Consider the following 17,203-nt stretch of genomic DNA (forward strand, 5'->3'; position numbering starts at 1 on the left):
CTCCTACAGAGGGCTCCTCGCCGCCCACAGGTTAGCGTGGCAGCGGCCACAGATGGCTCACGCTCATGGCTTCGAGCACCAGTTCCGGTTGGCGTTGCTCCAGGCGGGCCACCAGTTCCAACGCCGCACTCTGTGCTGTCCATTCCTCCGGCACCACCTGGGCGAGGGTCGCGGATTGCGGTGCCACCACGGTCAGGTCGATACCCAGGGCTTTCAAGGGGGCGCGTTGGTCACGCAACCATTGCGGCAGGCTGTTGCGTCCATCCGGAGGCTGTCGGGGGTCGAACAGTTGCTGGGCCGAGTAACGGCTGAGGATTGCCATCACTTGGGGTTTGTCACCCTTGGCCAGCAATGGCCGGGCACCGGCAAGGGCATGCTCGGTGGCGCGCAGGTTGCTGCTGACGATCATCTCGAACAGCTCGGTGTCCGGCGTGTCGTCGGCGAGGTAGTCACTGACCCCGGCGTTGACGATCAAGCCGTCGAGCGTACCCCATTGGCGCTGTAGCTGCTGGCTGGCGGTTTCAGCCTGAGCCCAGTCCTGAATCTGGCCAGGCACGCGCAGCAGGAGATCGCCATGGCGCTGCGCAAGTGCGTCGAGTTCCTGGCTATCCCTGCCACTGGCGGCTACCCGGTGCCCCTGTTCGATCAATCGTTCCACCAGCGCCAGCCCGAGTCCTTGGCTGGCCCCTGTCACCCAGAAACTGCGGGTAATGCTCAAGATGTTTCCCTCTGGTTCTGCCAGGTGGACAGCCCTTTGAAGGCCTCCAGTGCACGCTGGCGACTGCGGTCGAGATCGACGATCGGAATTGTGTAGTTGTTTGAGCAATTATTAGTAGCAAATATATCAGCAGATTTCACGGGTCGATGAATCGTTTTATCGTCCATTTGCTGTAGTTCGGGCAGCCATCGGCGAATGAAGGTTCCCTTCGGATCGAAGCGTTGTGACTGGGTGGTCGGATTGAAGATCCGGAAATAGGGCACCGCGTCCGTTCCGGTGGAGGCGCTCCACTGCCAGCCGCCGTTGTTGGCGGCCAGGTCGCCGTCGATCAGGTGGCGCATGAAGTGGCGCTCGCCCTCGCGCCAGTCGATCAGCAGGTTCTTGCTGAGGAACATGGCGACGATCATGCGCAGGCGGTTGTGCATCCAGCCGGTCTCCAGCAACTGACGCATGGCGGCGTCGATGATCGGAAAGCCGGTACGCCCCTGTTTCCAGGCCTCCAGGTCGTCAGGCGCATTGCGCCAGGGCAGGGCCTCGGTGTGCAAACGGAATGCACGGTGCCGCGAGACGTGTGGATAACCTACCAGGATGTGTTTGTAGAACTCTCGCCACAGCAGTTCGTTCACCCAGGTCTGCACGCCGGCGTTGCCGCTGTCGAACTCGCCAAGGTTGCTGGCCAGTGCCGCGTGCAGGCACTGGCGCGGCGAGATGACGCCGGCCGCCAGGTAGGGCGAGAGCTGGCTGGTGCCTGCCTTGGCGGGCAGGTCGCGCAGTTGCGGGTAGTCTTCGACGGTTTCGTCGATAAAGCGCGAAAGCCGCCGCTGGGCTTCTTCTTCGCCGGCCGGCCAATGGTCGCGCAGGGACTGTGGGGGGACGGCGAAGCCATCGATCTGTTCCGGGATGGGATCGCTGGCGATGTCGAGAGGGGCCTGGCGTCCCGGTCGTTGTGCCCGCGCGGGCAGGCTGCGGTGCAGGTGTTCGAGGCAGACGCGCTTGAACTGGCTGAACACCTGGAAGTACTGGCCGCCACGGGTCAGCACGCTGCCCGGCTTGAACAGCAACTGGTCGAGATGCCTGTGGGTGGCGATTGCGGACTGCTCCAGCAGGGCGCGAGCCGCGCTGTCGCGCAGGGTTTCATTGACGCCGTACTCTTCGTTCCAGTGCACGGTGTCGACCTGGTGCTGGCGGCAGACTTCGAGCAGTACCTGGGGTACCTCGCGCCAGGTGTCGGTGGTGCGCACCAGCAGGGGTATGTTCAAGGCTGCCAGGGCCTGGCTCAGCAGGCGCAGATTGCGCAGCCAGAAGTCCACCTTGCAGGCGGCGTCGTCATGGCATTGCCATTGGCCAGGGCTGGCAATCCACAGCGCCACGGTCGGGCCGCCCTGGCTGGCGGCCGAGAGTGCGGTGTTGTCGTCGATGCGCAGGTCGCTGCGCAGCCAGATCAGTTGCATGGTCATTCGGGCCTGTGGTGGTCGATCAGGGTTGCTGAAGCAGGCGCAGGGCTGCCTGAGGGCTGTCGAACAGTTGCAGGTGGGGCAATGCCAGCGCCTGCAATTGCGTCTCGAACAGGCCGATGGTGCTGCCGCCTGCCAGTGTGTTCACACTGATTTCCCGCAAGGCTCGCGACAGCGCGGGCAATTCCGGGCGGCACCCAAGGTGCAGCAGCAAGGCGCGGGGTTGCAGCAGCTCCACGGCCTGGCGCAGTTGCCGAGGTTCGACCGGCCATTCGAGAATCTCCAACGGCTGGCCACTGCTGCTCAGCAGCCAGGCACAGAGCCAGAATTCGGCGTCGAAGGGGGTGTCGTCGGTGCGGGCCAGCAGCACGCAGGGGCCGGCCAGCGAGTGGCTGTCGTGGTAGACCCGCGCGCCCAGTTTGCTGCGCAGCCAGGTGTGAAAGAACACCTGCTCCAGGCGCGCGTCGAAATGCGCTTGCCAGCGCAGGGCGAGGGCGTCCAGCAGGGGCAGGAGCAGGCGTTCGCAGACGGTCACGGCGGGGTACAGCGCCATTGCCTGGTTCAGTAACTGGTCCAGCTGGCGCTGGGCGAGGCGGGAGATGGCGCCGATCATCTGTTCGATGCGCTCGCCCCATTCGCCCTGCACAGTGGTCGTGGGATCGGCGGCCTTGTCCAGCAGCTCGCGTACCTGGCTCACCGCCGCGCCTCGTTCGAGCCAGCGCAGCACGGCTTGCACCCGTTGCACCTGGTCCTGTGGATAAAGCCGATGCCCCTTGGGCGTGCGCTGGGGTTTGATCAGGCCGTAGCGACGCTCCCAGGCGCGCAGGGTGACCGGGTTGACGCCGGTCAGCCGCGCCACTTCGCCGATGGGCAGCAGGTCTTCAGATAGCATTGCGTAGTCCGAGGGTTTCCGGGTGGGGCTGCAGGTAGGCCTGCTGCATCAGGTAAGGGGTCGGGTGGTTGCGCAGGTGGTGCTTGAGCAGGGTCAGGGGCACCACCAGCGGCACCACGCCCTTCTGGTACTGGCCGATGACCTGCTGCAACTCGAGCTTGTCCGCTTGCTTGAGGTCATCGCGCAGGTAGCCGCTCAGGTGCTGCAATACGTTGCCGTGGGTGCCGCGGCTGGCGCAACGGCGCAGGGCCTGCATCAATTGGCTGAAGTAATGTGGGCCGAGCTGTTCGGGCGTATCGTCGCGGGTCATGCTACCCAGCAAGCGGCCCAGGCTGCGATAGGCCTGGGGGTTGTGGGCCATCAGCAGGTACTTGTAGCGCGCGTGGAAGCGGATCAGTGCGCCACGGCTCAGGCCCTCACGCAGCAGGGCCTGCCAGTCGGCGTAGGCGTAGACGCGAGTAATGAAGTTTTCCCGCAGCACCGGGTCGTGCAGGCGCCCTTCTTCTTCGACGGGCAGGTCGGGGCGCCGGGCACAGAACGCCGACGCAAAGGCACCGCGCCCGCCCAGGTGGGGAGGACGGCCATTGTCCTGGTACACCTTGACCCGCTCCAGGCCGCATGAAGGCGATTTTTGCATGAACACGTATCCGCAGATGTCATCGAGTTCGCCTGCCATCTGTTCGCCGTATGCACGCAGCGGCCCGGCAAGATCAGTGGTGTTGTCGCGGCTGCCGGTGACGGCGGGATGATCCGGGTCGCCCACCAGGCGAATGGGTTCGCGGGGCACACCGAGCCCGATGGCGACTTCCGGGCATACCGGCACCCACTCGAAATGCTCGTCGAGCAGGTCGCGACACAGCTCGGAACGCTTGTGCCCGGCGTTGTAGCGCACGTTCTGCCCGATCAGGCAGGCGCTGATGGCCAGGCGTGGTTTTTGGCTGGGAGCGGAAGGGTTCATTACGGACTCCGGAATAACCTGTACAGGAAGATCGTTTTGTACAGGTTTATTCCAGCACATTTGCAAACTTATACAAGTACTACTTTTTGTATAAGTTTGCCGTTCCCGCTAATCCAGGTGTTCCAGCAAGCGCCTTGCGGCTTCCTGGCCACTGAGCCAGGCACCTTCGACACGGCCGGACAGGCACCAGTCACCACAGGCGTAGAGGCCTTGGTCGGCATCGGCCAGGGCGCCCCATTCGTGGTTGCCGGCAGGGCGGGCATACAGCCAGCGGTGGGCGACGGCGAAGGAGGGAGGTGGTACCGCGCAGCCGACCAGTTCGGCGAACTCACCGTGCAGTTGCTCGATCACCTCTTCCTTCGACAGGTCGATATGCTGCTTGCTCCAGTTAGACGTGGCGTGCAGTACCCAGGTATCCAACTGTTCCTCACGGCCAGGCTTGCTGCGATTGCGTGCCAGCCAGTCGAGCGGGTTGTCCTGCACGAAGCAACCTTGCATCGGGGTTTCAAGTGGCGTTTCGAAGCCTAGCGCGATGGCCCAGGTCGGCTCCATCTGCACCCCGGCGGCCACCGCCGCGAGTTTGGGCGTGGCGGCCAGCAGGGGCGTGGCCTGGGGCGCCGGCACGGCGATCACCACGCGGCTGAACGGGCCATGGCTGCAGCCTTCGGTGTCCTGCAGATGCCAGTACTGCTTGCCGCGGAACACCTCGGCGATGCGGCAACCGAAGTTCACCGTGACGTCCTTGAGCAGGCCTCGGGTGATCGCGCTCATGCGCGGCACGCCGACCCAGCGGATCTGCTCGTCGGGGGAAGGGGTGAGTTCGCCATCGCGGTAGTTGTAGAGCTGGGGCTTCCATTGTGCGGCCCACCCCGCCGCGACCCACTGCTGCACCTGCTCGACGAAGCGCCGGTCACGGGCGGTGAAGTACTGGGCGCCCAGGTCGAGCGCGCCAACCTCGCTGCGCTTGCTGGCCATGCGCCCGCCGCTGCCATGGCCCTTGTCGAACAGGTGGACGGTCTGCCCGGCCTTTTGCAGGGCCTGGGCGGCAGACAGGCCGGCGATACCGGCACCAATGATGGCAATTGGAACAGTCATGATGGCCTCTTCGAACCGTGCTGTGTGCAGCCTACGCTGCTCGGCAAACCTGTACAATGCACAATGTTTGTATAAGGTTATTCCGCTCGATAGGACAGGTTCGCCTATGTTTATCCGAGAGCGTATGGTCAAAAAAGTGCCTTGATCTTAAAAATAGACCACGGCCGCCAACTGTGAGGACACAGCCATGCATATATTGCTGACCGGCGGTACTGGCCTGATCGGCCAGCACCTGTGCCAGCTCTGGCGCGGCCAGGGCCATCGCCTGACCGTGTGGAGCCGAAACCCCGAACAGGTACCGAAACGCTGTGGCACGGGTGTACGAGGTGTCGCCCGCCTGGACGATATCGCCCAGGACGATCCGGTGGATGCGGTGATCAACCTGGCAGGTGCCCCGATCGCCGATCGCCCCTGGACGGCGGCACGTAGAACCTTGCTGTGGGCCAGCCGCGTGACCCTCACCGAACAGTTGCTGGCCTGGCTGGAAAGCCGCGAGCAGCGCCCTGGCGTGCTGATCTCGGGCTCCGCAGTGGGCTGGTACGGCGATGGCGGCGAGCGTGAGCTGACCGAGGCCTCGCCACCTGTGAAGGAAGACTTCGCCAGCCAGCTGTGCATTGCCTGGGAAGAGACCGCTTCCCGCGCGCAGGCGCTCGGGATTCGCGTGGTGCTGGTGCGCACCGGGCTGGTGCTGGCCAGTGACGGCGGCTTTTTGTCGCGCCTGCGCCTGCCGTTCAAACTGGGGCTGGGCGGGCCGTTGGGCGATGGCCGGCAATGGATGCCCTGGGTCCATATAGAAGACCAGATCGCCCTGATTGATTTTCTCTTGCGGCACAACGAGGCGAGCGGTCCTTATAATGCCTGCGCGCCAGAGCCTGTGCGCAATCGCGAGTTCGCCAGGCGCCTGGGCCGTGCCCTGCACCGCCCGGCGTTCATGCCGATGCCGGCGTTGCTGCTCAAGGCCGGGCTGGGCGAACTGTCGACGCTGCTGCTCGGTGGCCAGCGCGCGCGCCCCGTGCGCCTGCTGGCGGCAGGCTTCACGTTCCGCTTCAACGATCTGCAATCGGCCCTGGACGACCTGTCCAGGCGCCTCTGACATAGGACGCTGCATGACCGATCACGCCCTGCTGCTGGTCAACCTGGGTTCGCCGGCCTCCACCTCGGTGGCTGATGTGCGCCGTTACCTCAACCAGTTCCTCATGGACCCGTACGTGATCGACCTGCCCTGGCCGGTGCGGCGGTTGCTGGTGTCGCTGATCCTGATCAAGCGCCCGGAACAGTCGGCCCATGCCTACGCCTCGATCTGGTGGGACGAAGGCTCGCCACTGGTGGTGCTGACCCGCCGTCTGCAAGCGGCGATGGTCGAGCACTGGCCCCATGGGCCGGTGGAAATCGCCATGCGCTACGGTGAGCCGGCCCTGCCGGACGTGCTCGAGCGCCTGGCGGCCCAGGGCGTACGCAAGGTGACGCTGGCGCCACTGTATCCACAGTTCGCCGACAGCACGGTGACCACGGTGGTGGAACTGGCGAAGCAGACCATCGCCGAGCGCAAACTGCCGCTGCAGACGCGCATCCTGCAACCGTTCTACGACCACCCCGATTACATCGAGGCGTTGGCCGCCAGCGCCCGGCCGTACCTGGCGCAAGACTACGATCACTTGCTGCTCAGTTTCCACGGCTTGCCTGAGCGCCATCTCAAGAAGCTCGACCCTACCGGCAACCACGACTTCCAGGCCGCCGATTGCTGCAAGGATGCCAGCGCCGAGATGCGTGCGGTGTGCTATCGCGGCCAGTGCCTGGCCACGGCCAAGGCGTTCGCGCAGAAGATGGGCATCCCCGACGGCAAGTGGTCGGTGTCGTTCCAGTCGCGGCTGGGGCGCGCCAAATGGATTGAGCCCTACACCGAGACGCGCCTGGACGAACTGGGCAAGGCAGGGGTGAAGAAGTTGCTGGTGATGTGCCCGGCGTTCGTCGCCGATTGCATCGAGACGCTGGAGGAGATCGGCGATCGGGGCAAGGAGCAGTTCATCGAGGCGGGCGGGAAAGAGCTGGTGCTGGTGCCGTGCCTGAATGATCACCCGGAGTGGGTGAGGGTGTTGGCGGGGATGTGCGAGAGGGCCTGAGAAACGCGCCTGGCTTGAATCGAGGGGCCGCAAGGCGGCCCCAGGATTTCAATGAAGGCTCAAGGCAGCTGATCATCCAGCTTCTTGTTCTTCCAGCCATCGTTGCCCGGCAGGATCAGGTTCAGGGCAATGGCGACGATGGCGCACAGGGCGATACCCTTCAGGCCCCAGTCGTCCGGGCCGTCGCCACTGCCGATCAGCACGCCGCCGATACCGAACACCAGGGTCACCGAGACGATCACCAGGTTGCGCGCTTCGGCCAGGTCGATCTTGTGGCGGATCATGGTGTTCATGCCCACCGCCGCGATCGAGCCGAACAGCAGGCAGAGAATGCCGCCCATCACCGGTACCGGAATGCTCTGCAGCAGCGCGCCGAACTTGCCGATGAAGGCCAGGGTGATGGCGAACACCGCCGCCCAGGTCATGATCTTCGGGTTGTAGTTCTTGGTCAGCATCACCGCGCCGGTCACTTCGGCGTAGGTGGTGTTGGGCGGGCCACCGAACAGGCCGGCCGCGGTGGTGGCCAGGCCATCACCCAGCAGGGTGCGGTGCAGGCCGGGTTTCTTCAGGTAGTCGCGGCCGGTCACGCTGCCGACCGCGATCACGCCGCCGATATGTTCGATCGCCGGAGCCAGGGCCACCGGAACGATGAACAGGATCGCCTGCCAGTTGAACTCCGGTGCGGTGAACTTGGGCAGTTCCAGCCACGGTGCGGCGGCGATCCTGGCGGTGTCGACCACGCCAAAGGCGAACGACAGGGCAAAGCCCACCAGCACGCCCGAAATGATCGGCACCAGGCGGAAGATGCCCTTGCCGAATACCGCCACAACCAGCGTGGTCAGCAGCGCCGGCATCGAGATCATCATCGCGGTCTTGTACGGCATCAGCACGCTGCCGTCTCCCGCCTTGCCCATGGCCATGTTGGCGGCGATCGGCGCCATGGCCAGGCCGATCGAGATGATCACCGGGCCGATCACGACAGGCGGCAGCATGCGGTCGATGAAACCGGTGCCCTTGATCTTCACCATCAGGCCCATGAAGGTGTAGACGAAGCCGGCGGCCATCACCCCGCCCATGGTCGCGGCCAGGCCGAACTGGCCCTTGGCGAGGATGATCGGGGTGATGAAGGCGAAGCTCGAAGCGAGGAACACCGGGACCTGGCGGCCGGTCACCAGCTGGAACAGCAAGGTGCCGAGGCCGGCGGTGAACAGCGCCACGTTGGGGTCGAGGCCGGTGATCAGCGGCATCAGCACCAGCGCGCCAAATGCCACGAAGAGCATCTGCGCGCCCGAGACGACCTGGCGCCAAAGCGGGTCGTTGAAGCCGTCCTGCATGATCAGGCGTCCTTCTGCTTGGTGCCGAAGATCTTGTCGCCGGCATCGCCCAGGCCGGGGACGATGTAGCCGTGCTCATTCAGGCGCTGGTCGATCGACGCGGTGTAGATCTGCACGTCCGGGTGGGCTTTTTCCACCACTTCGATGCCTTCGGGGGCGGCTACCAGCACCATGGCGCGGATTTCCTTGCAGCCGGCCTTTTTCAGCAGGTCGATGGTGGCGACCATCGAGCCGCCGGTGGCCAGCATCGGGTCGATGATCAGGGCCAGGCGCTGGTTGATGTCCGGCGCGAGCTTTTCCAGGTAGGTGTGGGCTTCCAGGGTTTCTTCGTTGCGGGCAACGCCCACGGCGCTGACCTTGGCGCCTGGGATCAGGCTGAGCACGCCGTCGAGCATGCCGATGCCGGCACGCAGGATCGGTACCACGGTGATCTTCTTGCCGGCGATTTTCTCGACCTGTACCTTGCCGCACCAGCCGTCGATCTCGTAGGTTTCGAGGGGCAGGTCCTGGGTGGCTTCGTAGGTCAGGAGGGCGCCGACTTCCTGGGCGAGTTCGCGAAAATTCTTGGTGCTGATATCGGCACGGCGCATCAGGCCGAGCTTATGGCGGATCAGCGGATGGCGGATCTCACGAGTAGGCATGGGGGGAGGGCTCCGGGAGGCGGGCAAAAAAACCGCGCTAGGTTAATCTATTCAGTCCCTGATGTCGTGCAGTCATTGTGCACGTTAGTCCATAAAGGCTTGATCTGGGACGAGCGGATGCGTACCTTTGCCCGCTTTTCCAAAACGCACCCCCTGGAGAGCGCCATGTCCGCCGATCTCGAGCATATCCGTCAAGTGATGCGCGAGGCTGATTGCCTGTACAACGAAGCCGAGGTCGAGGCCGCCATCGCCGAGGTCGGCAAACAGATCTGCAAGGACCTGCACGACAAGAACCCGGTGGTCTTCTGCGTGATGAACGGCGGCCTGATCTTCTCCGGCAAGCTGCTCACCCACCTGCAGTTCCCGCTGGAAGCCTCCTACCTGCACGCCACCCGCTACCGCAACACCACCAGTGGTGGCGAGCTGTTCTGGAAGGCCAAGCCGGAAGTGTCGTTCATCGACCGCGACGTGCTGATCGTCGACGACATCCTCGACGAAGGCCACACCCTCAGCGCCATCATCGAGTTCTGCAAGCACGCCGGCGCCCGCGCGGTGCACACTGCCGTGCTGATCGACAAGGACCACGATCGCAAGGCCAGCCCCGACCTCAAGGCCACCTACACCGGCTTGTCGTGCGTTGACCGCTACGTCTTCGGTTACGGCATGGACTACAAGGGTTATTGGCGTAACGCTAATGGCCTTTTCGCGGTCAAGGGGTTGTGATCATGCGCCAGCCGCGGTTCCTCGATCAGTCGTTGTTCACCGCGTTGGCGCTCAAGGCCACCGACAGCCCGCGTGGGCGTCAGCACCATAACTTCCATGAAATGGAAGAGCCATGCCACCGCATGGCTGTCGGGCTGCAGCCCAACACCTATATTCCGCCGCACCGTCACTTGGGCGATGACAAGGCCGAGGCACTTATCGTGCTCAAGGGGCGGTTGGGGCTGCTGATCTTCGACGAGCAAGGGGCGGTGACCGACAAGCGCGTCCTGCAGGCTGGCGGAGATTGCCTGGGGGTCGACCTGGCACCTGGCACTTATCATGGCCTGGTGGTACTGGAAGCGGACAGCGTCATGTTCGAATGCAAGGCTGGCCCGTATCGGCCGCTGGGCGAGGGCGAGCATGCCCACTGGGCGCCGCGTGAAGGCGAAGCGGGCGTTGCCGAATACCACGCCTGGATGCGCGCGCAGTTCGATTGAGCTTGCGACCCATCGCGGGGCAAGCCTGCTTCCTCATCGTGGGAGCGGGCTTGCCCCGCGGCAGGGGCCGTGCGTAGAGTGCCTGCTCATACCAAGGAGCCTCACATGCGTGCAATCGTCCCCCTCCTGCTGGCGGTGAGCCTCCCGCTCGCGGCCGCCCCGCTGCACAGCCAGTTCCTCCCCCCCGACGACCTTTCCCTGCGCCAGGAAGCACCGTCCAGTCAGCAGTTGCTGCAGGTCACCGACTACAGCGTGGTGGTAGGTACCCAGCGCCAGTCCGATCAGCAACCCATCCCGATCACGTCCTCCCTGCAGATGCGCCTCAAGGGCAAACCCTTGAGCAAAGGCTCGACCATCGGCCAGGTGCTGATCAATTTCGACGCAGAAGGTGGCAAGAGCCTGAAGAAGCCGGTTTATGACGACAACAGCCGCACTCTGACCCTCAACTACCCGATGGCGGACTACCGGGTGATCATGGACCTGCTGCGCAACGAAACCCTGTATGTGCAGTTCCTCACCTACGCCAACGGCCACATCTGGGCCGACTTGCACACCGGTACCGTACGTACGCGTTGAGGCTCGCAGGTTTCGGGGGGTAAACTGCCGGCCTTCGAATTACCGTGATGGTCCAGTTGGAGTCGGCGATGCGCAAAGACAAGAAACAAGTGATTGGTGACGAGATCAGCGACGAGTACATCAAGTCGTTCCTGCAGTTCGAGCCGGCCGATGGCCTGACCTCGCCATCGCATCACAAGCTGATCAAGGGCTATCGCGGCCTGCGTATCGATGATTTCGAGCGCTATGTGGGGTTCTTCGTCGCGGCCGGCTACGACCTGGATGGCAAGGACGAGCACGGCAAGACCTTCGTCGAGGTGATCGGCGACCAGCGCAATGCGCCGGAGTACATCGAGATCATCGACAACGCCCGCGGTTGATTGGTTGTCTGTACCGGCCCGCCGCCCCCCCCTGTGGGAGCGGGTTCACCCGCGAAGAGGCCAGTGCAGGCTGACAAAGATCCAGGTACAAAAAAAACGCCCCGAGGGGCGTTTTTTTCGTTTCAGCCGGTTCAGGCGTAATGCTGCTTGGCCGGGCTGCTGTCCACCAGCTCCAGCGCCACGTCGTTGTCGGCGCTGATCTTGTGGTACAGGGCGGCGTCGGTGGCCAGGACCTTCTCGCGAGCCGGGAAGATCTCCTTGAGCTTGGCGGCCCAGGCGCCCTTGGCCTGCTCGGGGAAGCAGCGCTCGATCAGCTCGAGCATGATCGACACGGTCACCGAGGCGCCAGGCGAAGCGCCGAGCAATGCGGCCAGGCTGCCGTCTTCGGCCGCCACCAGCTCGGTACCGAACTGCAGGATGCCGCCTTTCTTCGGGTCCTTCTTGATGATCTGCACGCGTTGGCCGGCCACTTCCAGGCGCCAGTCCTCGGCTTTCGCTTGCGGGTAGAAGCGGCGCAGCGATTCCAGGCGCTGTTCCATCGATTGCATCACTTCGCTGACCAGGTATTTGGTCAGGTCCATGTTGTCGCGGGCCACGGCCAGCATCGGGCCGATGTTGCCCATGCGCACCGACAGCGGCAGGTCCATGAGCGAGCCGTGCTTGAGGAACTTGGTGGTGAAGCCGGCGTAAGGGCCGAACAGCAGCGACGTGTTGCCATCGACCACGCGGGTATCCAAGTGCGGCACCGACATCGGTGGCGCGCCGACCGCAGCCTGGCTGTAGACCTTGGCCTGGTGCTGCTTGACGATTTCCGGGTTGTCGCAACGCAGCCACTGGCCGCTGACCGGGAAGCCACCGAAGCCCTTGCTCTCCGGGATGCCGGACAGTTGCAGCAGGGGCAGGGCGGCACCGCCGGCACCGAGGAAGACGAAGCGGGCGTCGACTTCACGGCTGCCGCCGCTGTTGACGTCCTTGATGCTCACGGTCCAGCCGCTGCCGTTGCGGCGCAGGCCGACGACTTTCTTGCTGTACTTGACCTGGGCATCCGGGCTGTTGCCCAGTTGCTTGAGCAACTTGTTGGTCAGGGCGCCGAAGTTGACGTCGGTGCCTTTCATCACGCGGGTGGCGGCGATGCGCTGGTCGGCCGGGCGGCCGGGCATCATCAGCGGCATCCACTCGTTCATCACGGCCTTGTCTTCGGTGTATTCCATGTCCGCGAAGGCGTGGTGCTGCTTGAGCAGCTCGAAGCGCTTCTTGAGGAAGGCAATACCCTTGTCACCCTCGACGTAGCTCAGGTGCGGCACCGGGTTGATGAAGGCGCGCGGCGAACCGAAGCCGCCCTTTTTGCTGAGGTACGCCCAGAACTGGCGCGACACCTCGAACTGGGTGTTGATGTGCACGGCCTTCTTGATGTCGATGCTGCCATCGGCGGCCTGCGGGGTATAGTTCAGCTCGCACAGGCCGGCATGGCCGGTACCGGCGTTGTTCCAGGGGTTGGAACTCTCCGCGGCCCCGGAGTCCATCGCCTCGACGACCTCCAGCTTGATCGACGGGTCGAGCTCCTTGAGCAGTACGGCCAGGGTGGCACTCATGATGCCCGCGCCTACCAGTACCACATCAACCGATTCGTTCTGCGCCATTTAACGCGTCTCCACAATCTACAGCACCTAATTGACAGCATAGGAACCCTGGGGTCGCCAGGATCGCCATGTCCGACTCTTCGCAGTTCTTGCAACTCCAGCGGACACCGCCAATCAGTCTTGGGTGTTCAGGTATTGAACGCCGTTTGCCACGGGTGCGGCAATTCGACTTATGGTCAAGGGGCCCGTCGTGCGTTATGGATCGGCCTCAGGCTCCTATCCTGCAGGAGCACTTGCGCCGTCTGCTCAGGGCTGTTTGTGAATCATCTGCCGCTTTTACACATGCCAGACTGTTCATTTGCTCGCCACACTCTCGTGAAGTTGTGAAAAACCGTTTTTTTCACGCTCTTTTGGAGTCGTGAACCTCAAAAGTGGACTGCGCGATGGCAACCCGCAGGTTCATGCGAAGCAGAAGGCCGGAAACAGCAGGCACGACAGCCAATGCAAGACCTGAGTGGAAGGCTCTCTGTGGGCGAAGCGTCGAGGGTGCCGGGGTCAATCGGCGAATGCGGGGCCCGATCAGGAGACGTCCTTATAATCGGGGGGAGATTATAACGAGGTCGCGGGCAGAAAGGTCATGCTTCTTGGGTTTTTATTGCAGCGTTTGTCAGGCAGACAGGGTGCGTTGCTGCCAACGACGCCTTGCAGGGGTGCAAAGGCGGGCGCTGGCCGGCAGCGGTTGGCCCAGCCAGCCCAGGTGCGCCTCGTTGACCTGAACCCAGCCGCTGCCCGTGGGTGGCAGGCTGCACTGCTTGAAACCCAGGCAGATGCCGTCGCTGTCGAGGCGGGCGTAGGTGGCGTGGCGCGGGCGTTGCAGGAGCAGGTTCCAGAACGCGTTCATGGCGGATGGTCCTGTGTGTTCGGGCTGACGCCAGCATAGCGCGCAGGTCATGAAACCATTGTGACAGGCGGGAAAGCCCGATGGCTGGCCTGTGGCGTGCTGGGTATACTGTGGGCCTTTGCCGCTTTTTCTGGAGAAACGCGCATGTTGCAACGTCTGTTGGTCGGTTTGTTCGCGGTAGCCAGCCTGAGCCTGGCCGGTTGTGCCCACAGCCCGCAACAACTCAGCCCGCAACCCAAGCTAACGCAACAGTTGGCCCCGGTCGGCCACGGCCAGCCGGTGGTGGTCAAGGTGGTCGACGGGCGTGCCTCGCAATCGCTGGGCACCCGGGGTGGCATGTACCCCGAGACCAGCACCATTACCGTCAATGGCAATGATGTCGTGCCCAAGCTGCAGGCCCAGGCCGAGGCGGCGGTGCGCCTGCTCGGCTTCACCCCGACCCCCAACGCCTACAACGCGCCGCAGCTGACCGTCACGCTGGCTGAACTGAAGTACCAGTCGCCCAAGGACAAGATGTACGTGACCGAGGCGACCATCGGCGCCACCTTCCGCGCCGACGTGTCGAACGCCAACCGCCGCTACAGCGGCCGTTACGGTGCCTCGCTGGACCAGCGCTTCGGCATGGCGCCGAACCAGGAAACCAACACCAAGCTGGTCAGCGACGTGCTCAGCGATGCCCTGACCCGCCTGTTCAAGGACCCGACCGTCGGTCAGGTGCTGGGCGAGTAAGGCTGTTGCAATGAAGAAAACCCGCCGCCTGTGATCAGGCGGCGGGTTTTTTGTTGCCTGTAGCGGACTATTCGCCGGCACGCCGGCTCCTGCGGGTGTGGCGTTAGCCTTGAGGCTGGCGCGAGCCCTGTGGGAGCGGGTTTACCCGCGAAGAGGTCCATGCAGGTCAGGCGGCCAGTACATTGAAATCCAGCAGGCTGATGCCGGTCTGTGCATCGACCTCTGGCAGGTCGTGGTGGGCATGGCCGCCCAGCGCGCAGTAGACCAGCCACTGGCGGTCCTGGACATTGATGGCGAAGCCGTCGATCAGCGCCTGCTGTTCGTCGCTCTGGGCCACGAGGTAGAGGCGGTCCTGGTTTTCGGCGTGCAGCATGACAAGCTCCGGTTCGGTTGAAGGCCGACAGGGTGGCCTGTCCTGATGACGAGCGTGTGACAGATGAAATTTACCGCAGTTGGTCGCAAAGTCGGGGCGGTACTCGTGGGCTTGGGTAGAATGCCGGGCTTTGCCGTCGTGATACCGAGGTCGCGCAATGTCGTTGCAAGTGCTCTGGGGCTTCCTGGCCGCCCATCCCGCCAAGCTGATCAACCTGCTGGCCCTGCTGGTCACCTGCCCGGGCGGCCTGTTGCTGCACAGTGCCCGGCGCCGGGCGAGCATGGCCCGCGAAAGCCTGGCGGTGGATGAAGGCGTGGTGGATGCGCTGGAGCAGCGGATACCGCGCTATTACTACATCCTGGGCTTCTGCTGCCTGGCGATGGCCTTGCTGCTGTCCTGGTTCAGTACCTGGGTCTGAACCGCTGACGCCTACCCTGTAGGAGCGGCTTCAGCCGCGATGCAGGCAACTCGGTGCCTGGCACCCGCTTCGCGGGTGATCGCGGCTAAAGCCGCTCCTACAGGTGCGCTGTCAGGCTGAAGCCGGCTGACGCTTCACCTGATACTGGTTACGCACCGGCGTCGCGTACTGCTGCACCAGATACGGTTGATGCTCCGCCGGGCAGGCATCCAGCCGGCGTTGCCACTCTTCCTTCGCCTTGGCCAGCTCATCGGCCGGGAACAGCGTCTCGGCGCCCGGCACTTCCAGCGCCGCGTCCTTCTCCGCCCACATTGCATAGGCCAGGTAGTGCACCGGGAACAACCGGTAGCCGCCGAGAATCTGCCGATCGATGGCCTGCGCCAGTTGCTTGGTGTCCTCGTGGTACTCGGTCACCGGGGGCGCGAAGTTGATGTGCACCCGCCCTTTGTAGCCGGTGATGCCCTGGGCGATGCTGTTGTCATCCTCGCCCGGTGCCTTCTTGTAGGTGCCGGTGGTCGCGCGGATGTACAGCTCGCGGGCCTTGGCTTGGTCGCAGGGGTCGTATTCGTAGCTGATCGACACCGGAATCAGGTTCAGGCTCTGGATCACCGCGCCGAACGGCTCGTCCTTGCGGCTCATGTGGAACATTTTGAGAATGGCCGAGTCGGTACGGTCGTCACCGTCCTTGGCGCGGCCCTCGGCCTGGGCGATCCAGATCGACGCGCCGTCATTGCGGATCGAGTGGTTGATGTAGGCCGACAGCAGCTGGTAGGCCGCCAGCTTCTCGCGGCGGCCGCTGATCGAGCGGTGCACGATGAAGCTCTTGTTCAGGCGCATCATGTCGCTGACGAACGGCTTCTGCAGCAGGTTGTCGCCGATGGCGATGCGCGGCGTGGGAAGGCCGGCGTGGTACACCGCGTAGTTGACGAAGGCCGGGTCCATGACGATGTCGCGGTGGTTGGCCAGGAACAGGTAGGCGGTGCCGGACTTGAGCTGTTCGACGCCGGTGTAGGTTACACCGTCGGTGGCGCGGTCGATGGTCCGGTCGACGTAGTACTCGACTTTATCCTGCAGCGTGGCGACGCATTGCACGCCCGCGAACTCCTGGCGCAGGCGCCGGGCGATCAGCGGTTTGAGCAGCCAGCCGAAGGCGCCCGCAGCGCGCGGGAAGCGGAAGTGGGTGAGGATATCGAGGAATGCCGGGTCGCTGAGCAGGCGCGCCAGAACGGTGGGCACTTCAGCGTCGTCGTACGGTCGGATGGCATCGAATTCGCCCATCATGCTCTCTTGTTGGAAACGGCTAGGGTAATAAGGTAGGGGTGGGGCCCGAAAAACGGCTCGGACACACGCAGGCCCTGTAAACAGACCGGCAATTATACGCACAAGTCACTCGGGAGGCCGCGATGCTGGAAACTGCGATCTACGATTGTCCCTATTGCGGTGAAGAAGTCGAGACGACCGTGGACTTGTCCGGCGGCGATCAGGAGTACATCGAGGACTGCCAGGTCTGCTGCAAGCCCATCCGTTTCGTGCTGCAGGTGCATGGCGAGGAATGGATGCTGGACGTTTATGGCGAGAACGACTGATGCAACGAATCTATGACCCGGAAAACCTGCTGGAGGCGCAGATGCTGGTGGGCATGCTGGCCAGCGAGGGTGTCGAAGTGCACCTGGTCGGGCGCGACCTGATGGGCGCCGTGGGCGAGCTGCCGATGCAGGGGCTGCTGGGCCTGGCGGTGCCCGATGAGCAAGCCGGTTACGCGCGGCAGTTGATCGATGCGTACAATGCTGCCCAGCCGCTTGTCGGCGAAGCGCCGGAGAGTTGTCCCGGTACCCTGATCTGCTAGGTTCTGAAAT

The 17,203-nt window shown here is 63.9% G+C and carries 21 protein-coding genes; 10 read left to right on the top strand and 11 right to left on the bottom strand.

What is annotated here, in order from left to right; translation table 11 throughout:
* Positions 1–31: 31 nt before the first annotated feature.
* From JYG34_RS04080 to JYG34_RS04100, 5 genes are all read right to left on the bottom strand, one after another.
* Positions 32–718, bottom strand: a complete 687-nt coding sequence (locus JYG34_RS04080) for an SDR family oxidoreductase (protein WP_213659580.1) — start codon at positions 716–718, stop codon at positions 32–34.
* Positions 715–2,169, bottom strand: a complete 1,455-nt coding sequence (gene phrB / locus JYG34_RS04085; protein ID WP_213659581.1) for a deoxyribodipyrimidine photo-lyase — start codon at positions 2,167–2,169, stop codon at positions 715–717. Before phrB ends, JYG34_RS04080 begins: the two co-directional genes overlap by 4 nt.
* A gap of 25 nt (positions 2,170–2,194) precedes the next feature.
* Positions 2,195–3,064: a MerR family transcriptional regulator gene (locus JYG34_RS04090; protein ID WP_213659582.1), complete on the bottom strand. Its 870-nt coding sequence runs from the start codon at positions 3,062–3,064 to the stop codon at positions 2,195–2,197.
* On the bottom strand, positions 3,054–4,022 hold the full coding sequence (locus JYG34_RS04095; RefSeq protein ID WP_213659583.1) for a YbgA family protein: 969 nt from the start codon (positions 4,020–4,022) through the stop codon (positions 3,054–3,056). Before JYG34_RS04095 ends, JYG34_RS04090 begins: the two co-directional genes overlap by 11 nt.
* Positions 4,023–4,130: 108 nt before the next feature.
* The gene (locus tag JYG34_RS04100; RefSeq protein WP_213659584.1) at positions 4,131–5,117 is read right to left on the bottom strand and encodes an NAD(P)/FAD-dependent oxidoreductase; all 987 of its coding nucleotides are present in this window, start codon (positions 5,115–5,117) and stop codon (positions 4,131–4,133) included.
* Between the two features lie 187 nt (positions 5,118–5,304).
* Between JYG34_RS04100 and JYG34_RS04105 the strand changes: the two genes are divergently transcribed.
* Together JYG34_RS04105 and hemH are read left to right on the top strand one after the other, a co-directional pair.
* A complete protein-coding gene (locus tag JYG34_RS04105; protein ID WP_213659585.1) occupies positions 5,305–6,210 on the top strand; it encodes a TIGR01777 family oxidoreductase in 906 nt (301 codons plus the stop codon).
* A 13-nt stretch (positions 6,211–6,223) separates the two neighbouring features.
* Positions 6,224–7,237, top strand: a complete 1,014-nt coding sequence (hemH, locus tag JYG34_RS04110; protein WP_213659586.1) for a ferrochelatase — start codon at positions 6,224–6,226, stop codon at positions 7,235–7,237.
* Positions 7,238–7,296: 59 nt separating this feature from the next.
* On the opposite strand, the gene JYG34_RS04115 is transcribed toward hemH, so the two are convergent.
* Positions 7,297–8,571 (bottom strand): uracil-xanthine permease family protein, encoded by a 1,275-nt coding sequence (locus tag JYG34_RS04115; RefSeq protein WP_213659587.1) that lies wholly within the window; start codon positions 8,569–8,571, stop codon positions 7,297–7,299.
* Between the two features lie 2 nt (positions 8,572–8,573).
* Complete coding sequence (gene upp / locus JYG34_RS04120) at positions 8,574–9,212, bottom strand: uracil phosphoribosyltransferase (protein ID WP_011532223.1); 639 nt, start codon at positions 9,210–9,212, stop codon at positions 8,574–8,576.
* Positions 9,213–9,377: 165 nt separating this feature from the next.
* On the opposite strand from upp, the gene JYG34_RS04125 reads away from it, so the two are divergent.
* From JYG34_RS04125 to JYG34_RS04140, 4 genes are all read left to right on the top strand, one after another.
* Positions 9,378–9,935, top strand: coding sequence for a hypoxanthine-guanine phosphoribosyltransferase (locus JYG34_RS04125; RefSeq protein ID WP_213659588.1), 558 nt, complete (start codon positions 9,378–9,380; stop codon positions 9,933–9,935).
* Positions 9,936–9,937: 2 nt separating this feature from the next.
* On the top strand, positions 9,938–10,411 hold the full coding sequence (locus JYG34_RS04130) for a WbuC family cupin fold metalloprotein (protein WP_213659589.1): 474 nt from the start codon (positions 9,938–9,940) through the stop codon (positions 10,409–10,411).
* Between the two features lie 105 nt (positions 10,412–10,516).
* On the top strand, positions 10,517–10,987 hold the full coding sequence (locus JYG34_RS04135) for a hypothetical protein (RefSeq protein WP_213659590.1): 471 nt from the start codon (positions 10,517–10,519) through the stop codon (positions 10,985–10,987).
* Between the two features lie 68 nt (positions 10,988–11,055).
* Positions 11,056–11,346, top strand: a complete 291-nt coding sequence (locus JYG34_RS04140; protein ID WP_213661109.1) for a PA4642 family protein — start codon at positions 11,056–11,058, stop codon at positions 11,344–11,346.
* 131 nt (positions 11,347–11,477) lie between these two features.
* On the opposite strand, the gene mqo is transcribed toward JYG34_RS04140, so the two are convergent.
* Together mqo and JYG34_RS04150 are read right to left on the bottom strand one after the other, a co-directional pair.
* Entirely contained in the window at positions 11,478–12,986 is a 1,509-nt protein-coding gene (gene mqo, locus JYG34_RS04145; RefSeq protein WP_213659591.1) for a malate dehydrogenase (quinone), read from the bottom strand.
* Between the two features lie 607 nt (positions 12,987–13,593).
* The gene (locus JYG34_RS04150; RefSeq protein WP_213659592.1) at positions 13,594–13,827 is read right to left on the bottom strand and encodes a hypothetical protein; all 234 of its coding nucleotides are present in this window, start codon (positions 13,825–13,827) and stop codon (positions 13,594–13,596) included.
* Positions 13,828–13,971: 144 nt separating this feature from the next.
* On the opposite strand from JYG34_RS04150, the gene JYG34_RS04155 reads away from it, so the two are divergent.
* Positions 13,972–14,556, top strand: a complete 585-nt coding sequence (locus tag JYG34_RS04155; protein WP_011532230.1) for a YajG family lipoprotein — start codon at positions 13,972–13,974, stop codon at positions 14,554–14,556.
* Between the two features lie 166 nt (positions 14,557–14,722).
* On the opposite strand, the gene JYG34_RS04160 is transcribed toward JYG34_RS04155, so the two are convergent.
* Positions 14,723–14,929, bottom strand: coding sequence for a hypothetical protein (locus JYG34_RS04160; RefSeq protein WP_213659593.1), 207 nt, complete (start codon positions 14,927–14,929; stop codon positions 14,723–14,725).
* Between the two features lie 157 nt (positions 14,930–15,086).
* On the opposite strand from JYG34_RS04160, the gene JYG34_RS04165 reads away from it, so the two are divergent.
* Positions 15,087–15,347 (top strand): hypothetical protein, encoded by a 261-nt coding sequence (locus JYG34_RS04165; RefSeq protein ID WP_213659594.1) that lies wholly within the window; start codon positions 15,087–15,089, stop codon positions 15,345–15,347.
* A gap of 111 nt (positions 15,348–15,458) precedes the next feature.
* Here JYG34_RS04165 and JYG34_RS04170 read toward each other — a convergent pair whose 3' ends face one another.
* Positions 15,459–16,625, bottom strand: coding sequence for a 1-acyl-sn-glycerol-3-phosphate acyltransferase (locus tag JYG34_RS04170; RefSeq protein WP_213659595.1), 1,167 nt, complete (start codon positions 16,623–16,625; stop codon positions 15,459–15,461).
* 125 nt (positions 16,626–16,750) lie between these two features.
* Between JYG34_RS04170 and JYG34_RS04175 the strand changes: the two genes are divergently transcribed.
* Both JYG34_RS04175 and JYG34_RS04180 read left to right on the top strand, forming a co-directional pair.
* A complete protein-coding gene (locus tag JYG34_RS04175; RefSeq protein ID WP_010225771.1) occupies positions 16,751–16,933 on the top strand; it encodes a CPXCG motif-containing cysteine-rich protein in 183 nt (60 codons plus the stop codon).
* Positions 16,933–17,193, top strand: coding sequence for a putative signal transducing protein (locus tag JYG34_RS04180; protein ID WP_213659596.1), 261 nt, complete (start codon positions 16,933–16,935; stop codon positions 17,191–17,193). The genes JYG34_RS04175 and JYG34_RS04180 overlap by 1 nt, the downstream gene beginning before the upstream one ends.
* Positions 17,194–17,203 lie beyond the last annotated feature (10 nt).

Origin of the sequence: Pseudomonas entomophila, from assembly GCF_018417595.1 — a bacterium.
Lineage (GTDB): Bacteria > Pseudomonadota > Gammaproteobacteria > Pseudomonadales > Pseudomonadaceae > Aquipseudomonas > Aquipseudomonas entomophila_C.

Excerpts from the sequence above, each read along its gene's own strand:
- phrB (WP_213659581.1), bottom strand. The coding sequence starts at position 2,169 with ATGCAACTGATCTGGCTGCGCAGCGACCTGCGCATCGACGACAACACC.
- JYG34_RS04090 (WP_213659582.1), bottom strand. The coding sequence starts at position 3,064 with ATGCTATCTGAAGACCTGCTGCCCATCGGCGAAGTGGCGCGGCTGACC.
- JYG34_RS04095 (WP_213659583.1), bottom strand. The coding sequence starts at position 4,022 with ATGAACCCTTCCGCTCCCAGCCAAAAACCACGCCTGGCCATCAGCGCC.
- JYG34_RS04100 (WP_213659584.1), bottom strand. The coding sequence starts at position 5,117 with ATGACTGTTCCAATTGCCATCATTGGTGCCGGTATCGCCGGCCTGTCT.
- JYG34_RS04105 (WP_213659585.1), top strand. The coding sequence starts at position 5,305 with ATGCATATATTGCTGACCGGCGGTACTGGCCTGATCGGCCAGCACCTG.
- hemH (WP_213659586.1), top strand. The coding sequence starts at position 6,224 with ATGACCGATCACGCCCTGCTGCTGGTCAACCTGGGTTCGCCGGCCTCC.
- JYG34_RS04115 (WP_213659587.1), bottom strand. The coding sequence starts at position 8,571 with ATGCAGGACGGCTTCAACGACCCGCTTTGGCGCCAGGTCGTCTCGGGC.
- upp (WP_011532223.1), bottom strand. The coding sequence starts at position 9,212 with ATGCCTACTCGTGAGATCCGCCATCCGCTGATCCGCCATAAGCTCGGC.
- JYG34_RS04125 (WP_213659588.1), top strand. The coding sequence starts at position 9,378 with ATGTCCGCCGATCTCGAGCATATCCGTCAAGTGATGCGCGAGGCTGAT.
- JYG34_RS04130 (WP_213659589.1), top strand. The coding sequence starts at position 9,938 with ATGCGCCAGCCGCGGTTCCTCGATCAGTCGTTGTTCACCGCGTTGGCG.
- JYG34_RS04135 (WP_213659590.1), top strand. The coding sequence starts at position 10,517 with ATGCGTGCAATCGTCCCCCTCCTGCTGGCGGTGAGCCTCCCGCTCGCG.
- JYG34_RS04140 (WP_213661109.1), top strand. The coding sequence starts at position 11,056 with ATGCGCAAAGACAAGAAACAAGTGATTGGTGACGAGATCAGCGACGAG.
- mqo (WP_213659591.1), bottom strand. The coding sequence starts at position 12,986 with ATGGCGCAGAACGAATCGGTTGATGTGGTACTGGTAGGCGCGGGCATC.
- JYG34_RS04150 (WP_213659592.1), bottom strand. The coding sequence starts at position 13,827 with ATGAACGCGTTCTGGAACCTGCTCCTGCAACGCCCGCGCCACGCCACC.
- JYG34_RS04155 (WP_011532230.1), top strand. The coding sequence starts at position 13,972 with ATGTTGCAACGTCTGTTGGTCGGTTTGTTCGCGGTAGCCAGCCTGAGC.
- JYG34_RS04160 (WP_213659593.1), bottom strand. The coding sequence starts at position 14,929 with ATGCTGCACGCCGAAAACCAGGACCGCCTCTACCTCGTGGCCCAGAGC.
- JYG34_RS04165 (WP_213659594.1), top strand. The coding sequence starts at position 15,087 with ATGTCGTTGCAAGTGCTCTGGGGCTTCCTGGCCGCCCATCCCGCCAAG.
- JYG34_RS04170 (WP_213659595.1), bottom strand. The coding sequence starts at position 16,625 with ATGGGCGAATTCGATGCCATCCGACCGTACGACGACGCTGAAGTGCCC.
- JYG34_RS04175 (WP_010225771.1), top strand. The coding sequence starts at position 16,751 with ATGCTGGAAACTGCGATCTACGATTGTCCCTATTGCGGTGAAGAAGTC.
- JYG34_RS04180 (WP_213659596.1), top strand. The coding sequence starts at position 16,933 with ATGCAACGAATCTATGACCCGGAAAACCTGCTGGAGGCGCAGATGCTG.